A 26,640-nucleotide genomic window follows, 5' to 3' on the forward strand; every position below is an offset into this window, starting at 1 on the left:
ACCCGTTTCTTCACCTGCCGGATAACCAGAAGACAACTCCACCGGCGTCCCGGGAGAATGAGCCCCGTTTTCCGCGAAGCAAGGGGGATCACGTGCGCGGACATCTCGGAGACCTCGGCCTGCTCCGCGAGCGGCGGTTCACGCTGCTGCTGGCGGCGCGGACCATCTCGGTGCTGGGCAGCACGTTCGCCCCCGTGGCCCTCGCCTTCGGCATCCTCGGCCTGCCCGGCGCCGACGCGACCACGCTCTCGGTGGTCCTGACCGCCGAGTCGCTGCCGATGGTGCTCTTCATGCTGGTCGGCGGCGTCATCGCGGACCGCTTCCCCCGGCACCTGGTCATGACGGCCGGCGAGCTCACCAACGCGCTGGCCTTCTTCGCCCTGGCCGCGATGATGTTCACGGGATGGACGCCGCTGCCCGCGATGGCCACGGCCGCCGCGATCAGCGGCCTGGCGACGGCCGTGCTGTTCCCCGCGCTGACCGGCATCATCCCGGAGGTGGTGCCCACCGACCGGCTGCAGACCGGCAACGCCCTGCTCGGGCTGGGCGCCAACACCTCGCGCGTGGCCGGGGCCGTGCTCAGCGGCGGCACCGTGGTGCTCTTCGGCGGCGGATGGGCGCTGTCGGTGAGCGGCGTGATGTTCGCGGTGGCCGGCGTGCTGGTGGCGGCGCTGCGGCTGGCGCCCGGCGAGCGGCCGGCCGGGCCGCGTCACTCGGTGCTGGCCGACCTGCGCGACGGCTGGCGCGAGTTCAGCTCCCGGCAGTGGATCTGGGTGGTCGTCGCGCAGTTCTCGATCATGGTGATGGCCATCCAGGCGGGCCACGGCGTGCTGGGGCCGCTGCTGGCCAAGGAGAGTCTGGGCGGGCCGCTGGTCTGGTCGGCGTTCCTGACGGGCGAGGCGGTCGGCACGATCGCCGGGGTGCTGGTGTCGCTGCGGATGCGGCCGTCCCGCCCGATCCTGCTCGGCACGCTGCTCTGCCTGCCGACCGCGGCGCCGTACCTGCTGCTGGGGTTCGGGGCGCCGGTCTGGGCGATCGTGGCCGGGTCGTTCGCGCTGGGGGTGTGCTTCGACGTCTTCGGCGTGCTGTGGCAGACCACCATGCAGCGGGAGGTCCCGGCGGACGCGCTGTCGCGGGTCAGCTCGTACGACGCGCTCGGGTCGCTGATGTTCGGGCCGCTCGGGCTGATGCTGGCCGGGCCGGTGGCGCACCTGATCGGCACCCGGGAGGCGCTGCTCGCCTGCGGCGCGATGGTCGTGCTCTCGACGCTGGCCGCGTTGCTGTCGCCCGGGGTGCGCAACCTGCGCGCCCCGGCCCCGGCTCCGGCTCCGGCCTCCGAGGGCGTCTCAGGCTGACCGCCCGCGGAAGAAGGCGTTGGCCCGCGGCTGGAACATGAGTGTCACAGCCCCCAGCACGGCCAGCAGGTGCAGGATCCGGCTGCCCGCGAAGACCAGGTCCATAGGGGCCGCGGCGGCGACCGCGTCGCCGATCGAGCCGCCGGCCAGCAGCCACCGCGCCGGCTCGACCACGAGGGACAGCGTTCCGAAGATCCCGAGGCCGACGGCGAGCGTGAGCCGCGCCCAGTTCCGCCTGTGCCGCAGCCGCAGGGCGAGGAGCACGGCCGCCCCGAACACCCCCAGCCGGAAGACGATCTGCGGCAGCAGCTCACCGAACGCCGTCCCGGACGACAGCTCCACGGTGGCCATGAGCAGGGCCTCGAAGGCTCCGGCCGCGACGGCGAACAGCCACAGCGACATCGCCGCGAGCACGACGGGCGGCACCTGGTCCGGCAGGCCGCCCCGGGACGCGGGCGGCGGGGTGACGGTGGACACGCGACTCATGGAATCCTCCTAGGTCTTTCCTGAAGTCTGCGCCGATCACCCGTCCCGATCAGGCCCGCCGCCCCCCGAATCCGGGGTGGGGCCCGCCCTACCGGCCCGCCCTACCGGCGATCCCCGCGCACGGGCGGTGGCGATAATCGGACCATGGCCGCTGAATCCGCCCAGACGCTGGAGCGCGGGCTCCGCCTGCTGAGGCTGCTCGCCGACGGCAAGGGCGGGCGCACCCCCACCGAGCTGAGCCACGAGCTGCAGCTCAGCCGTCCCGTCGTCTACCGGCTGCTCACCACGCTGTCGCGCGAGGGCTTCGTGCGGCGCGACACCGAGGGGCGGGCGCACCTCGGGTTCGGGGTGCTGGTGCTGGCCCAGGCCGTGCAGCCGCTGCTGCGGGCGGCGGCGCTGCCCGCGCTGCGGCGCCTGGCCGAGACGGTGGGCGCGACCGCGCACCTGACCGTGGCCGAGGGCGACGACGGGCTGGCCGTGGCCGTGGTGGAGCCGTCGTGGACGCACATGCACGTCGCCTACCGGGAGGGCTCGCGCCATCCGCTCACCAAAGGCGCGGCGGGGCGGGCGATCCTGGGGCTGCGCGAGGGCCGGTCGGACTATCTGGTGACGGAGGGGCAGTTGCAGGAAGGGGCCCGGGGCATCGCCGCCCCGGTCACCGGGCTGCCGTGGCTGGAGGCGTCCGTGGGGGTGGTGACGTTCGGGCCGCTGGACGAGTCGGCGGGAGCGCGGGTGGTCGAGGCCGCCGCGGAGCTCGCCGGCGCCCTGGGTTGACATCTCCAGGGCGATGGACGACGGTAATTGCATATAGAGGACGCTGACGTCCGATAAACGGACGGTCATCGGACGCTGCTTGGGGAGGGCGGATGCCGTACTACCGCGTCGTGGGCGAGGTGCCCCGCAAGCGCCACGTGCAGTTCAGGAAGCCCGACGGCGGGCTGTACGCCGAGGAGCTGATGGGCGAGGAAGGCTTCTCCTCCGACTCCTCGCTGCTCTACCACCGTCACCTCCCGACGGCCATCGTCAAGGCCGAGGCCGTCACGCAGGGCACCGGCACGCGCCTGGAGCCCAACCTGCCGCTCTCCCCGCGGCACTTCCGCACCCAGGACCTCGCCACCGCCGGGGACCTGGTCAGCGGCCGCGTCCTGCTGGCCGGCAACGGCGACGTCCGGTTGTCGTACGCCACCACCGACCGGCCCAGCGAGCTGTACCGCGACTCGATGGGCGACGAGTGCGTGTACGTCCAGCGGGGCCGGGTCCGGTTCGAGTCCACGTACGGCGTCATCGAGGCCGGCGAGGGCGACTACGTGGTCGTGCCGACCGGCACCATCCACCGCTGGGTGCCCGACGGGCAGGTCAACGCGCTGGTGATCGAGGCCGCCGGCCACATCCGGCCGCCCAGGCGCTACCTGTCGCAGTACGGCCAGTTCCTGGAGCACGCGCCCTACAGCGAGCGCGACCTGCGCGCCCCGGCCGAGCCGCTGCTCGTGGACGGCGAGGAGGTGCCGGTGCTGGTCCGCACCCGGGGCGGCCTCACCCGGCTGGTCTACCGCGACCACCCGTTCGACGTCGTCGGCTGGGACGGCTGCCTCTACCCGTACGCGTTCAACATCCGCGACTTCGAGCCGGTCGTGAAGAGGACGCACGCCCCGCCGCCCGTCCACCAGACGTTCGAGGGGCCGGGGTTCGTGGTCTGCTCGTTCTGCCCGCGCCCGCTGGACTTCCACCCCGAGTCGGTGCCGATCCCGTACAACCACCACAATGTCGACTCCGACGAGTTCATGTTCTACGTCGGCGGCGACTACTCCGCGCGCAAGGGCTCCGGCATCGACGTCGGCTCCGTGTCGCTGCACCCGGCCGGCTTCACCCACGGGCCGCAGCCCGGCGCGGTCGAGGCGGTCATCGACGCCGTGGCGCGCGGCGTCACGACCACCAGCGAGATGGCCGTCATGGTCGACACGTTCCGGCCGCTCGACCTCGGGCAGGGAGCATTGTCGTGCGAGGATCCCGGATACGCTTGGACGTGGGCCAGATGAGCACCGCCGTCCTGTTCACCGCCCTGGTCGACGACGCGGGGCTGTTCCCGCCGACGTCCCTGCACATGTCCGACGCGCTGGCCCGCCACCGCCGCGACCAGGAGCACGGCGGCCAGGTGCTGACCCACCGCTTCCTGTGCCCCGCCAGCCGGCTCGACGCGCTGCGCCGCGAGGAGTTCGTCCCGCGGCGCATCGGCCTGATCGTGGACACGCCGGAGATCCCGCCGTTCGAGGACCTGCCTGTCGACATCGTCGAGGTGCCGGTGCCCCCCGACGCCTCCGTGGCGGCGACGGCCCTCGGCGTGGCCGGCCGGCTGCCGCGCGGCGTGCGGCTGTTCGTCGAGGTGCCGGCGCACCGGGTCGGCACCGACGTGCCGGAGGGCGTCGGGCTCAAGGTGCGCTGCGGCGGAGCGACCTCCGACACGTTCCCGCCGGTGGAGCACCTCGCCGTGTTCATCCGGTCGTGCGTGGAGCAGGAGATCCCGTTCAAGGCCACGGCCGGGCTGCACCACGCCGTACGCCACTTCGACCCCTCGCTGGGGACCGACCGGCACGGGTTCCTCAACCTGGTGCTGGCCGTCTGCGAGGCCGTCGAGCGGCGCGATCCCGTGCCCGCCCTGCGCACCACCGACGCCGCGCGGCTGGTGGCGCTGGCCCGGCAGGTGGACCCGGAGACAGCCAAGCACGCCCGCGAGCTGCTCGTGAGCTACGGATCGTGCAACACCGCCGCCCCGCTGGGCGACCTGCGCGAGCTGGGCCTGATCCCCGAATGACCGGCGACCGACCGCCGGCCGGCCGATGACGGAGCGAGGAGGACGTGTGAGCTGGGGAGTGGACAACCTGCCCTACGGGGTGTTCTCCCGGCCGGGCCAGGCGCCCCGGGTGGGCGTGCGCTACGGCGACCGGGTGCTCGACCTGGCCGCCGCGCTGCACGACGAGGTGTTCGCGGCGCCCTCGCTCAACCCCTTCATGGCACGCGGGCGCGGCGCCTGGCAGGCCACGCGGGCACTCGTCCAGGAGAAGCTGACCACCGACATGGCCGTCACCGAGGCCCACCTGATCCCGCTGGAGCAGGTACGGCTGCACATGCCGGTCGAGGTGGCCGACTACGTCGACTTCTACTGCTCCCTGGACCACGCCTCCAACATCGGCCGGATCTTCCGCCCCGACGCCGAGCCGCTGCTGCCCAACTGGCGCCACCTGCCGGTCGGCTACCACGGCCGCTCGGGCACGGTGGTCGTCTCGGGGACCCCGATCACCCGGCCGCACGGCCAGCTCAAGGCCGGCGTGTTCGGCCCGTGCGCCAAGCTCGACATCGAGGCGGAGCTGGGGTTCGTGATCGGCACGCCGTCTGCGATGGGGGCGCCGGCCGGCGCGTTCGAGGACCACGTCTTCGGCGTGACGCTGCTCAACGACTGGAGCGCCCGCGACATCCAGGCGTGGGAGTACGTGCCGCTCGGGCCGTTCCTCGGCAAGTCGTTCGCCACCTCGATCTCGCCGTGGATCACCCCGCTGGACGCGCTGCCCCGCGTCCCCGGCCCGGCGCAGCAGCCCGAGCCGCTGGAGTACCTGCGCCGGCGGGCCGACTGGGGGCTCGACGTCGGCGTCGAGGTGTCGATCAACGGGGAGGTCGTGTCCCGCCCGCCGTACGCGTCGATGTACTGGACGCCGGACCAGATGCTCGCCCACCTCACCTCCAACGGCGCGTCGCTGCGCGTCGGCGACCTGTTCGCCAGCGGCACCATCTCGGGGCCGCGGCGCGAGGAGCGCGGCTCCCTCATCGAGCTCACCTGGAACGGGAATGATCCGATCAAGCTGGCCGGCGGCGAGATCCGGACGTTCCTGGAGGACGGCGACACCGTGACCCTGCGCGCCACGGCCGGAGGCATCACTTTGGGCGAGGTGTCAGGAACCATCCGATAGGTCACTCGACGTGCTCTCGCCGTGACTCCCCGCTAACCTGGGACCTCCCTTCCCGGAAAGCAGGAGTCAGATGCGGCGCGCCGCGGTCGTCTTTCTCGCCACCCTCTGTCTCGCCGCCTCGCTCAGCGCGGGCTGCGGCTCGGGGAGCGCCGGAGACCCGGCGCCGGTGGCGCCCGCCGTACGCGTGCAGCCGGCTTTCGACACCAAGCGGGCCCGCACCGACCGCGGGCTCGTCGTGCGGGCGCGCGGCGGCAGGCTGGGCGAGGTACGCGCACACGCCGGCGGCATGCCGGTGCCGGGGCGGCTCGACGCGTCCGGCACGGTCTGGCGCTCCGACTGGGCGCTCAAGCCCGGCGCCGAGTACACCGTCACGGCCCGGGCCGCCGGCCCGGGCGGCCCGCCGGCCGTCGTCAGGGGCCGGTTCCGCACCCGCGTGCCCGGCCACGCCTTCGGGGTGGCCTCGGCCGTGCCGCTCCCCGGCGAGACCGTCGGCGTCGGCATGCCGATCGTCCTCACCTTCGACACGCCGGTCAGCGACAAGGCCGCCGTCGAACGGGCGCTCCAGGTCACCTCGGAGGTCCCGGTCGAAGGGGCGTGGCGCTGGATGAGTGACACCCGGGCCGTCTACCGCACCCGTACGTACTGGGCGCCCCGGCAACGGGTCACCGTCACCGCCCACCTGGCCGGGGTGCGCGCCGCGCCCGGCGTGTACGGCACGGCGGACCGCACCTTCATGTTCACCGTGGGCCGCGACCAGTCCAGCGCCGTCGACGCCCGCACCCACCAGATGGTGGTCCGGCGCGACGGCGAGATCGTGCGGCACATGGCGATCAGCGCCGGCATGGGCACCACCCGCGAGTACACCACCACCAGCGGCGTCCACCTCACCATGGACAAGGGCGACCCGGTCCGCATGATCTCCCCCGGCCGCGACAAGGGCGAGCCCGGCTACTACGACAAGCTGATCGACCACGCCGTCCGCATCTCCGACAGCGGCGAGTACGTCCACGCCCTGGACAACGTCTGGGCCCAGGGGCGCGCCAACGTCAGCCACGGCTGCATCAACGCCCGGCCCGACCAGGCCGCCTGGTTCTACGCCGGCTCCCTGCGCGGCGACCCCGTGACGATCACCGGCACCGACCGCGAGCTGGAATGGGACAACGGCTGGGGATTCTGGCAACTGCCCTGGGAGGAGTGGCTGCTCGGCAGCGCCATCTACGGTCCCGCCGCCACACCACTGTCGCAGCGCTGAATCGGCGATACCGTAGGAAAAAGGGGAACCGGTGGCGGTCCCTGGCCCGTTGTCCTTACAGGAGGGCCGGAGCATGGACGAATGGATCGTCTGGGTGATCCTCGCGGTGGTCCTCGGGGTCGCGGAGATCTTCACCCTCACCGCGGCGCTGGGACTCCTGGGAGTGTCCGCGCTGCTGACGGCGGCCGGGGCCGCGGTCGGCCTGCCGGTGCCGCTCCAACTGCTGGTCTTCGCCCTGTCCTCGACCGCGGGACTGTTCGTCGTCCGGCCCATGGCCATGCGCCACATCCGCCAGCCGCCGTTGCAGCGGTTCGGGGTGGAGGCGCTCGTGGGCAAGCCCGCCTACGCGGTCACCCCGGTGACCGGACGCGACGGCAGGATCCGCGTCGGCGGGGAGGAATGGTCGGCCCGCGCCTACGACGAGACCCTGGTGATCCCGGAAGGGGCGACCGTCGACATCATCGAGATCGAAGGGGCCACCGCCCTCGTATATCCCAGGGAGTGAGCATGGATCCGCTGTTGCTGGTCGGGTTGTTCGTCATACTCTTCGCCGTGTTCACCGTGCTCAAGGCGGTGCGCATCATCCCGCAGGCCCGGGCGCGCAACGTCGAGCGGCTGGGCCGCTACCACCGGACCCTCAAGCCGGGCCTGAACTTCGTCATCCCGTACATCGACCGGGTCTACTCCGTGATCGACCTGCGTGAGCAGGTCGTGTCGTTCCGCCCGCAGCCCGTGATCACCGAGGACAACCTGGTCGTCGAGATCGACACCGTGCTGTACTTCCAGGTCACCGACCCGCGGGCGGCCGCCTACGAGATCGCCAACTACATCCAGGCGGTCGAGCAGCTCACCGTCACCACGCTGCGCAACGTGGTCGGCTCCATGGACCTGGAGAAGACCCTGACCTCGCGTGACACGATCAACAGCCAGCTCCGGGGCGTCCTGGACGAGGCCACCGGCAAGTGGGGCATCCGCGTCAACCGCGTCGAGATCAAGGCGATCGACCCGCCCAAGACCATCAAGGACGCGATGGAGAAGCAGATGCGGGCCGAGCGGGACAAGCGGGCCGCCATCCTCAACGCCGAGGGCCAGCGGCAGTCGCAGATCCTGACGGCCGAGGGCGACAAGCAGAGCCGCATCCTGCGCGCCGAGGGTCAGCGGACGGCCGCCATCCTGGAGGCCGAGGGCCAGTCGCGGGCCATCGACCAGGTCTTCCAGGCCGTCCACCGCAACGACCCCGACCCGAAGCTGCTGGCCTACCAGTACCTCCAGGTGCTGCCGCAGCTCGCCCAGGGCTCGGGCAACACGTTCTGGGTCATCCCGAGCGAGGTGACCTCGGCGCTCCAGGGCGTGTCCAAGGCGTTCACCGAGGCCCTGCCCAAGTCCGCGGCCACGCGCGAGGAGCTGCCGCCGAGCGCGGAGATGGACGAGGAGGTCGCCAAGGCCGCGGAGGCGGCGGCCGAGGCGGTCGCGGACGCCCAGGAGGCGGAGAGCCCGAACGGGCCGCGTCAGCTCACCCAGTCGGCCCCGGCCCCGGCTCCGTTCCCGGACCTCGACCGCACCCCGGAGCCGCAGCGCAACCACCAGGAGCCCTGAGGGCCCCTGGTCAGGCCACTTCCAGAAGGCGGCGCACCTGGTCCTCCCGGTGCGTCGCCCTGGCCCGGCACGCCAGCTTGACCGCCGCGTCGGCGAGCGCGATGTCGCGGTTCACCTCGGGGATGTCGTCCCCCATGGCGGTCCGAAGCCACTCGGAGACCTCCGCCCAGGAGTAGAGGGTGATGTTCTCGGACTCGATGAGCGGGGGCGGGAACCCGCCGGGACCCCGCTGACCGCCGACGAGCTGACGCAGGCTGGCCTGCGTCCGGTTGCCGTGCCGTCGCGCCGCGTCGCCCAACGTCACCGCGTCCTCCTCGCCGACACCGACGGCCCACAGGCCGTCGACGGTGCGGATCTCGGCGACCACCGACATGATGGCCTCCAGAAGGCTGCCCGCCTCACGGTCGCACATGAGGTACGGACGCGAGCCCCCTACGATCGCGCAGTCGTCCAGTCCGGCCTCGAATAGCTGGTCATATTCATCAGAGTCGGGCTCTCGGTTGAGCATGACGCGGAAGTCCCAGACAGTCATGGTGTCTCCTCCTGGTCGTCCGTCCAACACACGGCATGTCGAGCAGTCCACTTCTGGATCTGCTTGGCGTGGCCCCCGGGGTTGCGCGGCGTGGAGTGGATGGAAAAAGGGGCGTCTCCGCAGTCGCAGGTGATCCAGCCCCAGCGGTGCCCGTTGTGATCCTCCTCAACGGTGAAGGCGCTGTTGATCTTCCGAATTGTCTTGAGCGCCGCGTTGATCTCATTGCACTGGTGCCTACCTCGACCGACCATGTACTAATCCTGCAACAGTGTCGCATGATTAGAACGGCACTTCCACTACTGGGACCCCAACCACTGCGCACGTGTCCGGTCCGGCCCACCACCCGATCAGCTCGCGCGAGTCTGGCCGCCGTCGAAGTAGGCGACCAGCTCCGGGTCCAGCGGCGGGACGTCGTACGGCGTGCCGCCGTCGCGCAGCGACATCGTGGCCTGGTAGCCCGCGGCGACGCTCATCCGGGCCGCCACCGGCGAAGTGTCCGTGACCCCGCCCTCCCGCACGAAGCGCAGGAACTCGGTGACGATGTCCGCGTCCGCGCCCCCGTGGGAGCCCTGGGCGTCGGGCACCCGGTAGGCGATGTCCGCGTCGGCGCGGTAGCCGGTGGGGCCGGTGTTCCACACCTTCACCGTGTCGCCGGGGCCGTCGCCGAAGTTCTCCAGCCGGCCCTCCGTGCCGATGACCGTGTAGTTGCGCACGTAGTCGGGGGTGAAATGGCACTGCTGGTAGGCGGCGATGACGCCGTTGTCGAGGCGCATGTTCATCACGGACACGTCCTCGACGTCCACGACGTGGTGCAGGTCGCGGCGGGCGGTCGGCGGCCAGTCGTACTCGCGCAGCCACCCCTCCGGCCGCGGCGTTCCCGGCTCGCGGCGCGGCAGGTCGCCGTACACCATGAGGTCGCCGAACGCGCTGACCCTGCTGGTGTAGCCGCCGGCCAGCCAGTGGATGACGTCGAGGTCGTGGGCGGCCTTCTGCAGCAGCAGGCCCGTGGTGCGGGTGCGGTCGGCGTGCCAGTCCTTGAAGTAGTAGTCGCCGCCGTACGAGACGAAGTGGCGCACCCACACGGTCTTCGGCTCGCCGATGTCGCCGCGCCGGATGATGTCGCGCATCTGCCGTACGACGCCCATGTGCCGCATGTTGTGGCCGACGTACAGGCGCGTGCCGGTGCGGTGGGCGGCGCGCAGGATGGCGTCGCAGCTCTCCACGGTGATCGCGAGTGGCTTCTCCACATAGACGGCCTTGCCGGCCTCCAGGCAGTCGATCGTGATGCGCTCGTGGGTGTCGTCGGGCGTCATCACGATCACGGCGTCGAGGTCGTCGCGGTCGAGCAGCGCACGGTGGTCCTCGGTCACGTACGTGGCCCCGAACACCCCGGCCTGGTGCTTGAGCACGGCGGGGTCGGTGTCGCAGAGCGCGGTCACCGCCGAGCCCGCGCCGGGCCGGTGCGCCGCCAGGGCGAGGCTGGAGCGCAGGCCGAGGCCGATGACTCCGATCCGCAGGTCTTCCACAGGGGTCCTTTCTCGGGGTACGGGCACGCTACTTGGAGCCGGTGAACGCGATGCCCTGGATGAGCTGCTTCTGCATGATGACGAACAGTACGATGATCGGCGCGCTGGCCATCAACGACCCCGCCATGAGCACCGGGTAGTCGGTCATGTGCTCGCCCTGGAGCGCCGACAGGCCCGCCGAGAGCGGCATGCTCTCCGGGTCGGTGTTGACGATGAGCGGCCACATGAGGTCGTTCCACGACCACAGCACGGTCAGCACGCCGAGCGCGAGCAGTCCCGGCCTGGCCAGCGGAAGCATCACGCTCCAGAAGATGCGCAGGGGGTGTGCGCCGTCCAGCCGGGCCGCCTCCTCCACCTCGGCGGGCAGGGTCATGAAGAACTGCCGCATCATGAACGTGCCGAACGCGCTGAACATGCCGGGCGCTATCAGGCCCGGCAGGGTGTTCAGCCAGCCGAGGCTCTGCACGATCTGGTACTGCGGGATGAGGAAGAGCTGACCCGGCACCATGAGCACCGACAGCAGCACGACGAAGATGGCGTCGCGGCCGGGGAAGCGCAGCCGGGCGAAGGCGTAGGCGGCCAGCGAGCAGAACAGCAGCTGCGCCAGCGTCCGCCCGGTGGTCATCGCCACGGTGTTGCCGAGCTGCTGGAGGAACGGCGTCTCGTCCAGCACCTTGGCGAAGTTCGACCACTCGAACGAGGGAACCCAGACGGGCGGCGTCCTGGTCGCCTCGGTGAACGTCTTCAGCGAGGTGAGCACCTGCCAGAAGAACGGCATGACCATCGCGGCCGCGCCGACCGCGAGCACCAGGTGGACGGGCCAGAGACGACCGTTACGCATAGTGCACCCACCTCTTCTGGACGCGGAACTGGATGACGGTCAGCACCAGCGTGATGGCCATGAGGACCACGGCCATGGCGGCCGCGTACCCCTTGGCGCCCTCCTCGAAGGCCCGCGAGAAGAACAGCGACACCACGGTCTGCGTGTCCTCCCGGGCGGGGTTGCCGCGGCGCAGCATGAGGTAGACGAGGTCGAACATCTGCAGGCCGTTGATCACGCTGAGCACCGAGACGAAGAAGACGCTCGGCGACAGCAGCGGCAGCGTGATCCGGAAGAACTGCCGGGCGCGGCCGGCCCCGTCGATCGAGGCCGCCTCGTACAGGTGGGCCGGGATCGACTGCAGGCCCGCCATGAAGATGACGGCGTTGTAGCCGATCTGCGTCCAGATGCCCACCGCGACGAGCGCGTACAGGGCGGTGGACGGCTCGGCGATCCAGGACGTGCCGTGGATCCCGACGAGGGACAGCAGGTAGTTGATCAGGCCGTAGTCGCCGTTGTAGAGCCAGGTCCAGATCATCGCGACGGCGGCCGGCATGGTGACCACCGGCAGGAAGTACAGGGTCCGGTAGAGCGACACCAGCCTCAGCCCCCGGGTGCCGAGCAGGGCCGCCACCGCGATGGACAGCGGGATGCCGAGCAGGCTCAGGCCGCCGTACAGGAAGGTGTTGCGCAGCGCCTTGGCGTTGGCGGGGTCGGTGAGGAGCTGCTCGTAGTTGCGCAGGCCCACCCAGGTCGCGTCGCCGAACAGCGTCCACTCGGTGAAGCTGTAGTACACCGACTGCACGACCGGCCACAGGTAGAACACGCCGAGACCCAGCACGAGCGGCGCGATCATCGCGTAGCCCCAGACCCAGTCGCGGTCGCGCAGCCGGCGGCGGGTGGCGGGCCGGGCGGCCGCCCTGGTGGCGGCCGCCCTTCCGAGGGTGCTCACTTCTCCTGCGACAGGGCCGCGTTCATGGCCGTCGCGAGCTGCTTGGCCGCCGCCTCGACGTCCTGGCCGTCGGTGAACGCCTTGGTGATCGCGTCGGTCTCCAGGCGCGTCCAGGCGGCGGTGTTCTTCGAGACCGGGTACGGCCGGGCGTCCGGGACCTGGTCGATGAACGCCTGGAGGTCCAGTCCGGGCATCGACTTGACCCACGACCCCTGGAGTCCCTCGTAGGCCGGGATGACGGCGCCGGCCTCGGCCTGGATGCGGTTGGCCTGCTCCGAGCCGAGGAACTTGACGAACTCCCACGCCTCCTGCGGGTGCTTGGTCTTGGCGTAGACGACGTTGGCCAGGCCGTGGATGACGGTGGCCTCGCCCTTGGGCCCGGCGGGGAGCGGGGCGACGCCGGCCTTTAGGCCCTCGGTCTTGAAGTACTGGGAGGCGTCGTACGAGCCGTCGTACCACATGGCGAGCTTGCCGCTCTTGAACATCTCGATCGGGTCGTTGTCGGTCATCTGCTGGACCGTCGGCGAGAGCTTCTGGTCGAGGAGGTCCTTCCAGAACGTGAGGCCCTCGATGGTGGCGGGGTCGTCGTAGCCCGACTTCTTCTTGTCGTCGGAGATCACGTAGCCGCCGGCCTGGAAGATCGTGTTGTAGAAGACCTCCTGCGACCAGGGCATCGCGCCGATGCCGTGGACGCCCTTGGCCGGGTCGGTCAGCTTCTTGGCCGCCGCGCGGACGTCGTCCCAGGTCCAGGAGGCGTCGGGGTACTTGACCTTGGCGGCGTCGAACAGGTCCTTGTTGTACCAGAGGCCGATGGTGTCGAAGTCCTTGGGGATGCCGTACTGCTTGCCGTCGAGGGTGTAGAGGTCGACCAGCGACTTGGGGTACTTGCCGAGGTCGAGCTTGTCGGCGGCGATCCGGTCGGACAGGGGCATCAGCGCGCTCTGGGAGGCGTACAGGCCGATACGCGGGCCGTTCATCCAGAAGACGTCGGGCGCCGTGCCGCCGGCCGCGGAGGTCTGGAGCTTGGTCCAGTACTCCTTGTTCGGGGTGAACTGGAGCTTGACCTCGATGTTCGGGTGGGTCTTGGCGAACTCCTGGACGATCTTGTTCATCGCCTGGCCCTGGTTCTCGCTGTCCCAGTAGGCGTAGGTCAGCGTCACCTTGCCGCCGGAGCCGCCCCCGTCAGACGAGGAGCATCCCGCGAGTCCTGCCACGAGCGCACCGGCGCACATCAGCGCCCTCATCTTGCCTGTCATGTCGTCCCCATCTGTCGGGTTTGTGCGTGACTGGAAGATAGCGCTCATTTATGAAAACAACTATAGATAATCGTGCAGGATCTTGCAGAAGATGCGCGCACGCGACCGCTGCGTGACAGCTTCGTGACAGAATTATCGAAGGACTCTACGAAAAGAGCAGGTCATCGGCGCGGTCCAGCGCCCAGCGGACGGCGCCCAGCGTGACGCAGTCGCTGCCCAGGCCGGAGGCCACGACCTTCGGCGGGTAGTAGCACACGTCGTCGAAGTAGCGCTGGATCGGCTCGACCAGCAGGTCGCCGGCCCTGGCCAGGCGGCCCCCGACCACCACCATCTCCGGGTCGAGCGGGTTGACCAGCGTGAGCAGGCCCTCGCCCAGGTGCCGGGCGAACGCGGTGACGGCCGCCAGCGCCCGCTCGTCGCCGGCGCGCGCCCGGGCGATGGCGAAGTCGGCCGCCTGCTGGTGCGAGCGCAGCTCGCCCGGCTCGGCCTCCATCGCGTAGTCGAAGACGTGCTTGAAGGCCGACCAGTGGTCGCGGGCCTGCCGGCCGATCTCGCCGGCGGCGGCGTTGGCGCCCCGGTGCGGCCGGCCGCCGATCAGCAGGGCGAGGCCCAGCCGATGGCCGGTGAAGAGGTAGACCACGTCGTCATGACCGCGCGCCACGCCCCGCCAGTGCTCGGCGAGCACCGCGAGCCGCATGTCGTTCTCGACCAGCACGGGCGGCGCGAGCCGCCGCCCCAGCTCGGCCCGCAGGTCGAGGCCGGTCCAGCCGGGCAGGACGGTGCTCTTGACCACGCGGCCCGCGTTGTCCACCACACCGGTGGTGCCCACGCCGACGGCCGCCAGCCCGGCCATGGACAGCCCGGCCCGGTCGGCGACGGCGGAGACCAGGCCGGCGACGGCGTCGAGGCGCTCGGCCGCGGTCATCGTCGCGTGGGTGGGCGCCTTGTGCGAGGCGACGACCTCGCCGTTGAGGTCGGCCACCATGGCGCGTACGTGGGAGGCCCCGATGCCGACCCCCGCCACGTGGCCCGCCGACGCGCGGAAGCGGAAGCGGCGGGCCGGCCGGCCGCGCTGGCGGTCGCCCTGCTCCTCGCCGCACTCCTCGGCCCAGCCCTCGGCGACCAGGTCCTCGACGATCACCTCGGCCGTCGGCCTGGAGACGCGGGCCGCCCTGGCCAGCTCGCTCAGCGTGGCCACCCCGGCCTCCCGCAGGATGCGCAGCACCGCGGCGGAGTTGAGCCTGCGCAGAAGGGAGGCGTCGCCGCTCTGCTGTCGCACCGGACCTCCAGGGAAACCGTCAGATCGACATCTTACTTAACAAACCTTGTTGCGTAATCTCGGGGCGGCCGGGAGGCGTGCCAACACGCCGGGCGGCGGCGTGAAGCGAAGCTGTGGGGGCACTTAAGAATCCCTCGATGGACATGCCCGGAGCCGGGACGGCACAGTGCGTTAGGTTCGGGATGAGGGGGAATGTGTGATGAAAGCGCTGGTCAAGGAGAGGCCCGAGCCTGGTCTCCGGCTGGTCGACGTCCCGGAGCCGACGCCGGGGCCCGGTGAGGTGCTGATCAAGGTGCTGCGTACCGGCATCTGCGGCACTGACCTCCATATCCGGAAATTTGATGACTGGGCGAGAAACACCCTGAAGCTTCCCCTCGTCGTGGGGCACGAGTTCAGCGGCGAGGTCGTCGAGCTCGGCCCCGGGGTGGAGAGCGTCGCCGTCGGCGACCTGGTCAGCGGAGAGGGCCACATCGTGTGCGGCCGGTGCCGCAACTGCATGGCCGGCCGCCGCCACCTGTGCCGCAACACCGTCGGCCTCGGCGTGCACCGCGACGGGGCCTTCGCCGAGTACGTCACGCTTCCCGCCGAGAACGCCTGGGTCCACCGCGTCCCCGTCGATCCCGACGTGGCGGCCGTCTTCGACCCGTTCGGCAACGCCGTTCACACCGCCCTGTCGTTCCCCCTCGTCGGCGAGGACGTGCTCATCACCGGCGCGGGCCCGATCGGGCTGATGGCCGCGGCCGTGGCCACCCACGTCGGCGCCCGCAACGTCGTCATCACCGACGTCAGCGACGAGCGCCTCGACCTGGCCGCCAAGCTCGGCGTCTCCCTCGCGCTGAACGTGGCCCGCGACTCCCTCGCCGACGGCATGCGCCGCCTCGACATGCGCGAGGGCTTCGACGTGGGGCTGGAGATGTCCGGCAACCCGCGGGCCATGCGCGACATGATCGGCAGCATGACGCACGGCGGGAAGATCGCCATGCTCGGCCTGCCCGCGGAGGAGTTCGCGGTCGACTGGGCCACGATCGTCACCTCGATGATCACCATCAAGGGGATCTACGGCCGCGAGATGTTCGAGACCTGGTACAACATGTCGGTCCTGCTGGAGAAGGGCCTCGACCTGACCCCGGTGATCACCGACCGGTTCCCGTACCAGGAGTTCGACGCCGCCTTCGACACCGCCGCGAGCGGCCGTACGGGCAAGGTCATTTTGGATTGGAGTTGTGCTTGATGTTCACGAACGTGCGCGAGCAGCTGCGTGAGACGCTCGACGAGATCGGCGAGGCCGGGCTGCTCAAGCCCGAGCGCGTGATCAGCACCCCGCAGAGCTCGAACGTGCGCGTCGCCGGTCAGGAGGTGCTGAACTTCTGCGCCAACAACTACCTCGGCCTGGCCGACCACCCCGAGGTGGTCGCGGCGGCCAAGGAGGCGCTCGACCGGTGGGGGTTCGGCATGGCCTCGGTCCGGTTCATCTGCGGCACCCAGGAGGTGCACAAGGAGCTCGAAGGACGCCTGTCCGCCTTCCTCGGCATGGAGGACACCGTCCTGTACAGCTCGTGCTTCGACGCCAACGGCGGCGTGTTCGAGACACTGCTCGACGGCCAGGACGCGGTGATCTCCGACGCGCTCAACCACGCGAGCATCATCGACGGCATCCGCCTGTCCAAGGCCCGCCGCCTGCGCTACGCCAACCGCGACATGGGCGAGCTGGAGTCCCGCCTGAAGGAGGCGTCGGACGCCCGCCGCCGGCTGATCGTCACCGACGGCGTGTTCTCCATGGACGGCTACCTCGCCCCGCTGCCGGAGATCTGCGACCTGGCCGACCGGTACGACGCGATGGTGATGGTGGACGACTCCCACGCCGTCGGCTTCGTCGGCCCCACCGGGCGCGGCACGCCCGAGCTGCACGGCGTGACCGACCGGATCGACATCATCACCGGCACCCTGGGCAAGGCGCTCGGCGGGGCCAGCGGCGGCTACGTCTCGGCCCGCCGGGAGATCTGCGAGCTGCTGCGCCAGCGCTCCCGGCCGTACCTCTTCTCCAACTCCCTCGCGCCCGTCATCGCCTCCGCCTCGCTGCGCATCCTCGACCTGCTGGAGAGCACCGGGGAGGCGCGGGAGCGGCTGCGCTCCAACACGGCCCGCTTCCGCAGCGAGATGACGCGCCACGGGTTCGACATCCTGCCCGGCGACCACCCGATCGTCCCGGTCATGATCGGCGACGCGGCGAAGGCGTCGGCCATGTCGGACCGGCTGCTGGAGCTGGGCATCTACGTGATCGGGTTCTCGTACCCGGTGGTGCCGCACGGCCAGGCCCGCATCCGCGTCCAGCTCTCGGCCGCGCACTCCGCCGAGGACGTGGACCGCGCCGTGGAGGCGTTCGCCCAGGCCCGCGGCTGACCCGTCCTGGCCCCACGGCCCGGCGGGCGCCGTAGGTATCCTCACCAGCGTGATAGACACGCGCCGCCTGCGCACGCTGCGCGCGGTGGCCGACCACGGCACGGTCACCGCCGCGGCGGCCACCCTGCACCTCACCCCTTCGGCCGTGTCGCAGCAGCTCGTCGCCCTGGAGCACGAGGTGGGGCACCGGCTGTTCACCCGCGACGGCCGCGGCGTGCGGCTCACCGCCGTGGGCACGATCATGGTCAGGCACGCGGACGAGGTGCTCGCCCAGCTCGAACGCGCCGAGGCGGAGGTCGCCGCCTACGCCACCGGGGAGGCCGGCGAGGTCACCGTGGCCTGCTTCGCCACCGCGATCAGCGCCGTCCTCGCCCCGGCCGTCGCCGCGCTCCGGCTCAAGGCCCCGGGCCTGCAGGTCCGCGTACGGGACGTGGAGGGGGACCAGGGGCTGGCCATGCTGCTCGACGAGCGGGCGGACCTGGCCGTCGTCGTGGAGTACCGCGGCTGGCCGGAGGCGGCGGACGGCCGCCTGTCCCGGGTCCCGCTGTACGCCGAGCCGTTCGACCTCGTCCTCCCCGACGAGCACCCCCTGGCCGCGGGGCCGTCCGACGAGCCCGTGGCGCTCACGGACCTGGGCGGTGAGACCTGGATCGGCCCCCACCCGGGCAACCCGGTCCACGACGTGATCGCCTTCGCGTGCGAGCAGGCGGGGTTCACGCCCGCGTTCGCGCACTGCTCGGACGACTTCCGCGCCGTGGCGGCGCTGGTCTCGGCGGGCGCGGGGGTGGCGCTCGTACCCCGGCTCGCCCTGCGTGACATGACGCTGTCGGGTGTCACGGTACGGCCCGCGCCGGGCCCGGAGCGGCGCGTCTTCGCCGCCGTCCGCCGCGGCGCCGCCGCCCACCCGCTCCTCCGGCAGGTGCTCGACACCCTGCGCGCCATCGCCCCGGCCTGAGGCCGCCTCCTCGGCACGTCGCTGTTCCGATCCCCGTGTGAAATTCCGCGTCCATCCGCGGACACGTACGTGATCGAGACCGACAACAGCCCACCACCGAGGATGAAGTGGACGAAACCGATGACCAGTCCCGGTTCGAGACCGTGTACCGGCGCACGTACGAGCAGATCCTCGGGTACGTCATGCGCCGGTGCTCCTCCGCTGAGGATGCCGCCGACATCGTGGCCGAGACGTACGTGACCGCCTGGCGGCGCGTGAGCGAGATCCCGCGCGGCGACGCCGCCCGGCTGTGGCTCTACGGCGTGGCCCGGCGCATCCTGGCCAACCACCGCCGCGGCGAGCGGCGCAGGGAGACGGGGCACGCCGAGCTGACCGCCGAGACCCGCCGCCGCTACGCCATGTCCGCCCCCAGCCGGTACGACCACGTGGACCAGGCCATGAACGCGCTCTCCGGCGACGACCGCGAGCTGCTGGCCCTGTCCGTCTGGGAGGAGCTGGACCCCGGCGAGATCGCCGAGGTGCTCGGCTGCTCGCGCAACGCCGTCCGCATCCGGCTGCACCGCGCCCGCAGGCGCTTCGCCCGGGCCCTGGAGGCCGCCCGCCCGGCGGCCGTCCGCCCGCGACCACTGACCAACGAGGAGTCACGATGAGCAACGACCAGGTGTTCAGGGAGCAGGCGAGGGTGCTGGACGCGGACCTGTCCGGCAGCGCGACCACCGCGGGGGCGGACGCGCTGCTGACCGAGATCCTCCTGCTGGACCGGACCCCGGCCCCGGCCCCGGCTGCCCGGTGGCGCCGGCGCGGGCCGACGCCGAGCCGCCTCATGCTGGGCCTGGCGGCCTCGGTCGTCCTGGCCGGCTCCCTCGTCGTCGGCCCGTCCCTGTTCAGGGAGTCGGGGCAGGTGTACGCGAGCCAGGCCGTCACGATCGACCGCGACGGCGACGAGTACGTCTTCTACATCACCGACGGCGACTCCGATCCGCAAGAGCTGCAGAGGGCGCTCGACAAGGTCGGCCTGGGCAACGTGAAAGTGGAGCTGATGCCCGTGTCGCCGCGGGAGCGCCACCCCGTGGTCGGCTGGGAGGACTCGGACCCGGACAGCCGGATGGTCTCCGGCCTGTCCGACTGCAAGGTGCGGGTCGAAGGGTGCCTGACGGAATTCAGGATCACGGCCGACACCGAGGGACCGGCGACGCTGTCGTTGGGCCGGCCGGCCAAGCCCGGCGAGAAGTACGAGTCCCCCATCGACGCCACCCTGCCGGGTGAGGTCATGGCCGGGACCAGGATCGGGGGGCTCACGGTGGCCGAGGCGGCGCCCGTCGTGCGCGAGCACGGTCTGAAGGTGGAGTACGAGCTGCGCTGGCCGCTGCACGAGGGGGTCGGTTACAAGGTCGAGGGGCCGGTGCCGGCCTCCCGGGTCGATCCGGGCTGGAAGGTTGCGGAGGGTGAGACCTACAACGACGGGGTGATCATCCTGAGCATCGAGCCCGCCCAGGGCGTCACCCCGCCGCCCGGCTACTGACCGTCCGGCCGCGCGGGGGGATCCCCTTCCCCGAGCGGCCGGACGTGCGGAGGGTGTCAGCCGATGGCGTAGACCTGTGGCCTGGTCGGCGTCACCTGGTCACCCGATGGCGTACGCCCGGGTGATGGTCTGCGTCACCCGGTCACCCGCCGCGTCCGTGACCTGGGCGCGCAGCGAGACGAACCCGGGCGCGGCCGGGTTCGCGACCCGGACCGTCCATCCGGAGCCAGAGCGGGCCGGCCGGACCGGCCGCCAGGTCGCCCCGTCGTCGAAGGACGTCTCCACCGTGATCGACGTGACCCGCGCCGCAGGGGCGCCCGGGTTGCGCTGGAGACGAACCGGGATCACGGTCGTGGACCCCGGCTTGGCGTGGTTGTGGTCGTCCAGGCCCTCGGGGAGGTAGCGGACCGCGGTCAGGGGCAGCGGCCGGGCCCTGTCCGTCCGCTCCGACCGGAACGTCCAGGCCGCCTCGACCTTCGTGGACAGCGCCGCCGGCCGCTGCGCCGACGCGGTCAGCGTGTAGGTCGCCGCCTCGGCGGGCATGCGGGCCTTCAGCAGGCACTTCTCGGGCTCCGCGGGGGCGCAGCCCGCCAGGTCGGCCTGGCCCAGCACCTCGGCGCCGCGGGCCAGAGCGAGTCTCCCGGTGGTGGCGGAGTCACCGCCGGCCTGCCCGGCCCTGCCGGCGACGAGGAGACCGTCGGCGGTGAAGCGCAGCCGGTCGCCGTCGCGGTCACCGGCCGGCGTGCCGAACGCGGGGCCGGTCACGGCGTCGTTCCACACCTCGGTGACCGGCCGCCGCCCGAGCACCGCACTGCTGCCGGCCACCATGTGAGCACCCGTCCCGACCTCCGTGGTCCAGGCGAAGCCGGGGGTGCGGTAGTGGGTCATGGTCGCCGGCAGGTCCATCTCGGGGCTGCCGTCGAGCCACCCGTCCGTCCAGCGGGCGCCGGGGAACTGCGGCCCCACCCATGTCCTTCCCTTGGCGGCGACGCCCGGCGCGCGGTAGGCCGCGCTCACCTTCACCAGGTCGCGCGTCCGCGCCGTGTAGGTGGGGTCGTCCGGGATCCCGTCGATCTCGTAGTCGACGAGGTCGTAGCGGTACGGGCTCGGTTTGGCGTCCTTCTTGTGCCAGGTGGTCGTGGCCATGTACCGCAGACCCGGCTGGCGTACGGGGAACACGTAGTAGCTCCGGTCCTTGCCGCCGCTGGCCCAAGAGGTGTTCCAGGTCCCGTTGGCCAGAGTGAAGTCAGTGACGGGGTCACGCTCCGCGGTCGGCTCGTCCACCGCGAAATCGACCCTCTTCGCCTGGCGCAGGTCGAACGTCACCTCACGGTCGGCGCTGTCGATGGTCACGGGCCGGTGGGCGAAGGCGGCGTCACGACCCCAGATGTCGACGTAGAGATTCCACTCCCCCTTCGGCAGCCGGATCGTGGCCTGGCCCTGGCCGTCGAAGGCGAGCAGATGCCGGTCACCGGTCTTGAGGTTGTAGACCTCGCCCAAGAGGATGGCGGCAGGCGGGCCACCCTCCAGGTCGACCGTCTTGACGGTGAGGTCATAGGATTCCGGCTCGACGTAGGCACCGGCCAGGGTGCGGACCACGGCGTCGCCGGACCGGGCGGTCACGGTGCCGGGATAATCCCCGGGCGCCTTGCCTTCCCCCCGGATCGTGAGCTTGACCGACGCCTCCCCCTTCGCGGGCACCTCCAGGCTGCTGGACCCCAGCTCCAGCACCTCGCTGTCCTCGCTGAGGGCCAGGGTGACCGGGGTGTCGCCGGAGTTGGCGTACGTGATGTCCTTGGTCACCACCCGCTCGCCGGTGCCGTCCCAGGGGAAGGCGGCCCACACGTTCGGCGTCGACGCCGTCACCGGCTGGGCCAGCGCGCGGACCAGGTCGACCCGCCCGGCCCCCTGCTGGTACGGCTTGGCGCCCTCCTGGGGCGAGGCGCTGCCGATGAGCGCCGCCTTCAGGCGCTGACCGCTCCAGTCCGGGTGCCGCTGGGCGAGGATCGCAGCGGCTCCCGTCACGTGGGGCGTGGCCATCGACGTGCCGCTGTAAGCGACGTACGGACCGTCGGCCGTGCCCGCGGCGGCCGCGGCCGTGATCTCGACGCCGGGGGCGGTGATGTCCGGCTTGATCGCGTGGTCGTCGCGGCGTGGGCCCGCGCTGGAGAAGTCGGCCATCCGGTCGTCCCGGTCGACGGCGCCGACCGTGAGCGCGGCGTCGGCGCTGCCGGGGCTGCTCACCGTGCCGGGAGAGCCCTCGTTGCCCGCCGCCACGACGAAGAGCGCACCGGTCTGCTCCGACAGCGTGTTGACCGCCTGCTCCAGGGGATCCAGCCCCTGCGTGTCCGGTGCGCCGATGCTGAGGTTGACCACCTTGGCCTTGACCTCGACGGCGGCCCACTCCATGCCCGCCAGGATGGCCGAGTCGGCCGGGCCGCGGACACCGCCCACCTTGCCGAGCGCGATCCTCGCGTCCGGCGCCACTCCCCGGTACTTCTCCCCCGCGCCCGCGACGATCGACGCCACATGTGTCCCGTGGCCGAGGTTGTCGCGGATATCGGGTTCCTCGCTGAAGTTCCGTGACTGTGTGACCACGGTCTTCAGGTCCGGATGGTCCGGGTCATAGCCGGAGTCCAGGACGGCGACCGTGACGCCCTTGCCGGTCATGCCCTGCTTCCACGCCTCCGTCGCGCCGATCTGCTTGACGCTCCGGTCAAGGGTGAAGGGGCGCCGCCCGTCCAGCCAGAGCTTCGTCCGCCCGGCGGCCAGGGTCCGGGCGCCGCCGGCCAGGCCCTTCCACGTCTCGGCCGCGTTCGTCTTGGGCACCTGCACCGCGGACATGCCGAGGGCGGACATCCGCCGGACCTGACGGGCGCTCCGGAGCGCGGGCACGTCCCCCTGGGCCGACTGCGCGATCAGCGGGATGTCGCCCCGCTGCCCGTCGCCGTACCCCCACTCCAGGAGCTGCGTCACGTCGAACAGCCGCTCGTCCAGGACACCCTGGGCCACCAGCGGGAGGGCGTCGGACGGGTAGACGTACAGGTGGCCCTCCCGGTACCGGCTGGAGTGGTCCACCTGCCTGCCCGGTCCCGGCTCCACCCGGTGGCCGGCGGCGGTGACGACGACCCGGTCGCCGGTGATCAGCGTGACCGTGCCCGTCCGGTCGTTCCCTTGCCGCGTGGCCGTCCGTCCGGCGTCGGCCGCGTCCGGACCGGCGGGCGCCGGAACGGCCGTGAAGCCGATCGACCCGGCCAGGACGGCGGCCATCAGACCATTGCCTAAGCTCATGCGCTACCTCTCGCGATCGCCTGAGGGATCTTCATGACGCATGAGGAAATGTCCGGATAATGCGGTGCGTTTCAGAGGGCTTCGGCAACGGCCTCGGTGAAACGGAACCCCAGAGCCGGACATCTCCTGAGATGTGTCCAAAACACCGAGAGAAGCCAACATGGGCCCCCCAGCGCCCGAGCAGCGCTTCGAGGAGCTGTACCTGGCGCACTACCCCGCCATCGCCGCCTACGTCACGCGACGTACCGACTCCCCCGACGACACCGCCGACGTGATCGCCGAGACGTTCACGACGGCCTGGCGGCGGCTCGGCGACGTGCCCGGCGGCGACGAGGCCCGGCTGTGGCTGTACGGCGTTGCCAGGCGTACCCTCTCCAACCACTTCCGCGCCCAGGAGCGCCGCTCGGCGCTGGCCGCGCGGCTGCGCGAGGAGCTGACCACCTGGTCCCGGCCCGTGGCGGACCGGGACGGCGACGCCGCCTACCAGGCGTTCAGACGCCTGTCACCCGACGACCGGGAGCTGTTGTCGCTCGTCGGCTGGGAGGGGCTGGGCCACGCCGAGATCGCCAAGGTGCTCGGCTGCTCGCGCGGCGCCGTACGCCTGCGCCTGCACCGCGCCCGCAAGCGGCTGGCCAGAGAGCTGGCCGCCGACAACCTGGATCTGACCACGTACGGCCTGCGCGCCGTCGCACTCGCGGAGGGAAAGTCATGAACAGCGATGTGGATCGCGTCGTCGCCCACCTCAAGCCCGCCTCCGGGCCCGGCATGAGTGAAGGGGCCCGGGCGCTGATGCGAGAGATCATGACCGCCGAGGCCGCGCCCGCCCGGGTGCCCGCCGCGACGGAGAGACACGGGCGCCGCAGGCTGGTCCTGCGCGCCGCGGTGCCGGGCGTGGCCCTGCTGGCCGCCGCGTTCCTCGGCCTGAGCTGGCTGCTGCCCGCCGGGCTCGGCCTCGGCCCCGGAACGGCCGCGGCGCTCGACATCAAGAAGGAGGACGGCTACTACGTCATCGAGGTCAAGGACCTGTACGCCGACTCGGCCGCCTACGAGAGCCAGCTCCGTGACGCCGGTCTGGACGTGACCCTGAGGGTCATCCCCTCGACCCCGGCGTTCGTCGGGTCCATCTTCCCCGTCTCGCCCACCGACGAGCGGTATCTCGACGAGATCAAGACCATCGACCGGCCGGGGGACTGCGACAAGATGGGCGGCTGCCCGATCGGGGTGAAGATCCCGGAGAACTTCCAGGGACCCGCCGAGATCACCCTCGGGCGGGAGGCCCGGCCCGGCGAGCAGTTCGAGATCGGCACCACGATCGACGCCCTGGGCGAGCCGCTGCACTGCCTGCCCTACATCGGCCGGCCCGTGTCCGAGGTGCGCGACATGCTGCGGGAACGCGGCGTGACCGTCCTGGACTTCGTGGACATGGACCCCGTCTCCGGGGGGACGAAGGAGTCGGTCCCGGACTCGTGGCTGGTGGAGAGCGGCAGTATGACGGAGCCGGGCAAGGCGAGCCTGAACGTCTACGAGGGGTCCGAGCCGCAGGAGCCGGGGGGCCGCCGCGGCTCGAACTGCCCGATCTCCTAGGCGGCGCGGGGGCCGACCTCCTGGTCGTACGAGGGCTGCTGCCCGCACGGGGCGCCGGGCAGCAGCCCTCTCCGCGAGGACACCGGGCCCGCGGTCCAGGAGGTTCGCCACCAGGCGTTCGATCAGGGGTCGCCTCACCCGGCCAGGCCGAGGATGCGGTACGGGAGGCGCGCACCACCGTGGAATCCACGCCCGCCGGCCCGTCATGGTTCCAGGGGCTCTACCCGGCCAGGTTTCGCATCAGGGTCTCCAGGTCGCGTTCGCCGTCGCGGGTTTGGGCGCCCGCGGCCAGGCCGCCGCTGATCAAATGCCCCGCCACCGGTCGGAAGACGAGGCCGGCCCAGGCGTCGTTCTCCCGTACCAGGCCCGCGGACAGGTCGTCGGGCACGATCGCCTGCTTGGCCGCGACGATCACGCCCTCCGGCAGGGCCGCGATGTCACGGGCGATCCGGTCGACGAACGCGTCCAGCTCGTCGGCGGGCAGGGCCCGGTTGATCCAGCCGTAGCGCTCGGCGAGCTCCGCGTCGAACAACTCGGCGCCGAGCACCGCCTCCAGCGCACGATTGCGCCCGACCCTGGCGGCGAGGTACTGCGTGCCTCCGCCACCCGGGACGATGCCCATGAGCGCCTCGATCTGGCCGAGCCCGGCACGGCCGATCGCCGCGAAGGCCATGTCCGCGGCCGCGACGAACTCCGCTCCGCCGCCACGCGCCTTCCCAGCGAGCTTGACGATGGTCACCTGCGGCTGGCGACGCAGCATCTCCCCGACGGCCTGGAACACGTTCACACCTTCCGGGGCGGTGGCCGCGAGTCCGGCCAGCGCGTCCGGCGTGGAGGTCATATCGACGTGCGCGATGAAGAACTCCGGATCGGCACTGTCGAACACGATCACCCGCACCGACCTGTCGTCGCGCAACGCGGTCAGCAGGTCCCGCAGGTCGGTCATGAGCGCGACATCCAGCACATTCACTGGCGGGTTGTCGATCGTCACGCGGGCGATGCCGGCTTCGCCGGCGACACGAAGAGTCTGGTAACCGCTGTAGACCACGAGAGAACTCCTGTAGGTATCTGGCAGGCATATTGGTTCCTGATGTATACCTAGGGTGAAACGGGCCGTCACCTGCGTCAATAACGCACTTTGAGCATCTCAGGGATCCTGGAGGGTACCGTCATGGCCGCTTCCGAGACGGGCGCTGACACCATCTACCGGACCGTCGCGGGCAGCGACCTCGCTTTCCGGGCCGACTGCCCGAGCCGCCCGATTCTCGACCAGATCGCCGACAAATGGTCGATGATGGTCATGGCCGTGCTCGAGAATCCACGCCGATTCAACGAGATCAAGCGCCGCCTCGAAGGTGTGACCCAGCGAGTCCTGACGCAGACCCTGCGCCGCCTCGAACGCAACGGCATGATCGAGCGCCGCGTCCTGCCGACCTCACCGGTCGGGGTCGAATACTCCCTGACCCCCCTCGGCGAATCCCTGCGCGAGCCGTTCGGCCGACTCTACGACTGGACGGTCAACCACGCCGAAGAGATCCGAGCACGCCAGACCGACTACGACGCATCCATCCGGAAGTGAGCGTTCGACGCGGTCGTGGATCTCGGCGGACACGTTCGGAGCCGGCGCCGAGGCCATGCACGAGGGTGCGGCGTCAGGCGCGGGCTCGTTCGACCGCGGCGCGGAAGCGGGTGTAGGCGTCGAGCTCCGCCTCCACGGGCTGGAGGACGTACTCGGCGCTCACCTCCCTCCCCGGCCCCAGCCGGGGCACACTGATCCGCGGGCTCGATATCGATGCCGCCGGGCGTCTCGACCTGCAGATCCCCCTTTTACGCGCACCAGCGGCGTGCTGGTCCGCGCGGGTGATCGTGGAGTCC

General features: G+C 71.3%; 25 protein-coding genes. 16 read left to right on the plus strand and 9 right to left on the minus strand.

Going from position 1 to position 26,640, the window contains the following annotated elements; genetic code table 11:
• Positions 1-92 precede the first annotated feature (92 nt).
• The gene (locus tag MTP10_RS36080; protein ID WP_310715588.1) at positions 93-1,355 is read left to right on the plus strand and encodes an MFS transporter; all 1,263 of its coding nucleotides are present in this window, start codon (positions 93-95) and stop codon (positions 1,353-1,355) included.
• Here MTP10_RS36080 and MTP10_RS36085 read toward each other — a convergent pair.
• Positions 1,347-1,841 (minus strand): hypothetical protein, encoded by a 495-nt coding sequence (locus MTP10_RS36085; protein ID WP_310715590.1) that lies wholly within the window; start codon positions 1,839-1,841, stop codon positions 1,347-1,349. The genes MTP10_RS36080 and MTP10_RS36085 overlap by 9 nt on opposite strands.
• A gap of 144 nt (positions 1,842-1,985) precedes the next feature.
• Between MTP10_RS36085 and MTP10_RS36090 the strand changes: the two genes are divergently transcribed.
• The 7 genes from MTP10_RS36090 to MTP10_RS36120 all read left to right on the plus strand — a co-directional run bounded on the left by MTP10_RS36090 (position 1,986) and on the right by MTP10_RS36120 (position 8,648).
• Positions 1,986-2,615: a helix-turn-helix domain-containing protein gene (locus tag MTP10_RS36090; RefSeq protein ID WP_310715592.1), complete on the plus strand. Its 630-nt coding sequence runs from the start codon at positions 1,986-1,988 to the stop codon at positions 2,613-2,615.
• Positions 2,616-2,707: 92 nt separating this feature from the next.
• Positions 2,708-3,877: a homogentisate 1,2-dioxygenase domain-containing protein gene (locus MTP10_RS36095; protein WP_310715594.1), complete on the plus strand. Its 1,170-nt coding sequence runs from the start codon at positions 2,708-2,710 to the stop codon at positions 3,875-3,877.
• A complete protein-coding gene (locus MTP10_RS36100) occupies positions 3,874-4,650 on the plus strand; it encodes a hypothetical protein (RefSeq protein ID WP_310715595.1) in 777 nt (258 codons plus the stop codon). The genes MTP10_RS36095 and MTP10_RS36100 overlap by 4 nt, the downstream gene beginning before the upstream one ends.
• A 46-nt stretch (positions 4,651-4,696) precedes the next feature.
• Positions 4,697-5,800, plus strand: a complete 1,104-nt coding sequence (gene fahA / locus MTP10_RS36105; protein WP_310715597.1) for a fumarylacetoacetase — start codon at positions 4,697-4,699, stop codon at positions 5,798-5,800.
• A 70-nt stretch (positions 5,801-5,870) separates the two neighbouring features.
• Entirely contained in the window at positions 5,871-7,052 is a 1,182-nt protein-coding gene (locus tag MTP10_RS36110; protein ID WP_310715599.1) for an Ig-like domain-containing protein, read from the plus strand.
• 73 nt (positions 7,053-7,125) lie between these two features.
• Positions 7,126-7,557: an NfeD family protein gene (locus MTP10_RS36115; protein WP_310715600.1), complete on the plus strand. Its 432-nt coding sequence runs from the start codon at positions 7,126-7,128 to the stop codon at positions 7,555-7,557.
• 2 nt (positions 7,558-7,559) lie between these two features.
• Complete coding sequence (locus MTP10_RS36120) at positions 7,560-8,648, plus strand: SPFH domain-containing protein (protein ID WP_310715601.1); 1,089 nt, start codon at positions 7,560-7,562, stop codon at positions 8,646-8,648.
• 10 nt (positions 8,649-8,658) lie between these two features.
• Here the strand turns inward: MTP10_RS36120 and MTP10_RS36125 are convergent, their stop codons facing one another.
• The 6 genes from MTP10_RS36125 to MTP10_RS36150 all read right to left on the minus strand — a co-directional run bounded on the left by MTP10_RS36125 (position 8,659) and on the right by MTP10_RS36150 (position 15,013).
• Positions 8,659-9,180 (minus strand): hypothetical protein, encoded by a 522-nt coding sequence (locus tag MTP10_RS36125; protein ID WP_310715603.1) that lies wholly within the window; start codon positions 9,178-9,180, stop codon positions 8,659-8,661.
• 347 nt (positions 9,181-9,527) lie between these two features.
• The gene (locus MTP10_RS36130; RefSeq protein WP_310715605.1) at positions 9,528-10,706 is read right to left on the minus strand and encodes a Gfo/Idh/MocA family oxidoreductase; all 1,179 of its coding nucleotides are present in this window, start codon (positions 10,704-10,706) and stop codon (positions 9,528-9,530) included.
• Between the two features lie 28 nt (positions 10,707-10,734).
• Positions 10,735-11,547 carry a carbohydrate ABC transporter permease gene (locus MTP10_RS36135; protein ID WP_310715606.1) on the minus strand — a complete coding sequence of 271 codons (813 nt, stop codon included), beginning with the start codon at positions 11,545-11,547 and terminating at the stop codon, positions 10,735-10,737.
• The gene (locus MTP10_RS36140; protein ID WP_310715608.1) at positions 11,540-12,478 is read right to left on the minus strand and encodes a sugar ABC transporter permease; all 939 of its coding nucleotides are present in this window, start codon (positions 12,476-12,478) and stop codon (positions 11,540-11,542) included. The genes MTP10_RS36135 and MTP10_RS36140 overlap by 8 nt, the downstream gene beginning before the upstream one ends.
• Complete coding sequence (locus MTP10_RS36145) at positions 12,475-13,734, minus strand: sugar ABC transporter substrate-binding protein (protein ID WP_310715609.1); 1,260 nt, start codon at positions 13,732-13,734, stop codon at positions 12,475-12,477. The genes MTP10_RS36140 and MTP10_RS36145 overlap by 4 nt, the downstream gene beginning before the upstream one ends.
• 145 nt (positions 13,735-13,879) lie before the next feature.
• The gene (locus MTP10_RS36150) at positions 13,880-15,013 is read right to left on the minus strand and encodes an ROK family transcriptional regulator (RefSeq protein ID WP_310715611.1); all 1,134 of its coding nucleotides are present in this window, start codon (positions 15,011-15,013) and stop codon (positions 13,880-13,882) included.
• 199 nt (positions 15,014-15,212) lie between these two features.
• Between MTP10_RS36150 and tdh the strand changes: the two genes are divergently transcribed.
• From tdh to MTP10_RS36175, 5 genes are all read left to right on the plus strand, one after another.
• Positions 15,213-16,244 (plus strand): L-threonine 3-dehydrogenase, encoded by a 1,032-nt coding sequence (gene tdh, locus MTP10_RS36155; protein ID WP_310715612.1) that lies wholly within the window; start codon positions 15,213-15,215, stop codon positions 16,242-16,244.
• Positions 16,244-17,413 carry a glycine C-acetyltransferase gene (locus MTP10_RS36160; protein WP_310715625.1) on the plus strand — a complete coding sequence of 390 codons (1,170 nt, stop codon included), beginning with the start codon at positions 16,244-16,246 and terminating at the stop codon, positions 17,411-17,413. The genes tdh and MTP10_RS36160 overlap by 1 nt, the downstream gene beginning before the upstream one ends.
• Positions 17,414-17,462: 49 nt before the next feature.
• Positions 17,463-18,368, plus strand: a complete 906-nt coding sequence (locus MTP10_RS36165; RefSeq protein ID WP_310715614.1) for a LysR family transcriptional regulator — start codon at positions 17,463-17,465, stop codon at positions 18,366-18,368.
• Positions 18,369-18,475: 107 nt separating this feature from the next.
• Positions 18,476-19,018, plus strand: a complete 543-nt coding sequence (locus tag MTP10_RS36170) for a sigma-70 family RNA polymerase sigma factor (protein ID WP_310715616.1) — start codon at positions 18,476-18,478, stop codon at positions 19,016-19,018.
• On the plus strand, positions 19,015-19,890 hold the full coding sequence (locus MTP10_RS36175) for a hypothetical protein (protein ID WP_310715617.1): 876 nt from the start codon (positions 19,015-19,017) through the stop codon (positions 19,888-19,890). The genes MTP10_RS36170 and MTP10_RS36175 overlap by 4 nt, the downstream gene beginning before the upstream one ends.
• A 99-nt stretch (positions 19,891-19,989) precedes the next feature.
• Here the strand turns inward: MTP10_RS36175 and MTP10_RS36180 are convergent, their stop codons facing one another.
• Entirely contained in the window at positions 19,990-23,181 is a 3,192-nt protein-coding gene (locus MTP10_RS36180; protein ID WP_310715619.1) for a S8 family serine peptidase, read from the minus strand.
• A 160-nt stretch (positions 23,182-23,341) separates the two neighbouring features.
• Between MTP10_RS36180 and MTP10_RS36185 the strand changes: the two genes are divergently transcribed.
• Positions 23,342-23,893: a sigma-70 family RNA polymerase sigma factor gene (locus MTP10_RS36185; RefSeq protein ID WP_310715620.1), complete on the plus strand. Its 552-nt coding sequence runs from the start codon at positions 23,342-23,344 to the stop codon at positions 23,891-23,893.
• Positions 23,890-24,765: a hypothetical protein gene (locus MTP10_RS36190; RefSeq protein ID WP_310715622.1), complete on the plus strand. Its 876-nt coding sequence runs from the start codon at positions 23,890-23,892 to the stop codon at positions 24,763-24,765. Before MTP10_RS36185 ends, MTP10_RS36190 begins: the two co-directional genes overlap by 4 nt.
• Before the next feature lie 220 nt (positions 24,766-24,985).
• On the opposite strand, the gene MTP10_RS36195 is transcribed toward MTP10_RS36190, so the two are convergent.
• On the minus strand, positions 24,986-25,885 hold the full coding sequence (locus MTP10_RS36195; protein ID WP_310715626.1) for an enoyl-CoA hydratase/isomerase family protein: 900 nt from the start codon (positions 25,883-25,885) through the stop codon (positions 24,986-24,988).
• A gap of 51 nt (positions 25,886-25,936) precedes the next feature.
• Between MTP10_RS36195 and MTP10_RS36200 the strand changes: the two genes are divergently transcribed.
• Entirely contained in the window at positions 25,937-26,344 is a 408-nt protein-coding gene (locus MTP10_RS36200; RefSeq protein ID WP_310715623.1) for a helix-turn-helix domain-containing protein, read from the plus strand.
• Positions 26,345-26,640: the final 296 nt, after the last annotated feature.

The sequence above is a fragment of the Nonomuraea sp. 3-1Str genome (assembly GCF_031570565.1).
GTDB lineage: Bacteria > Actinomycetota > Actinomycetes > Streptosporangiales > Streptosporangiaceae > Nonomuraea.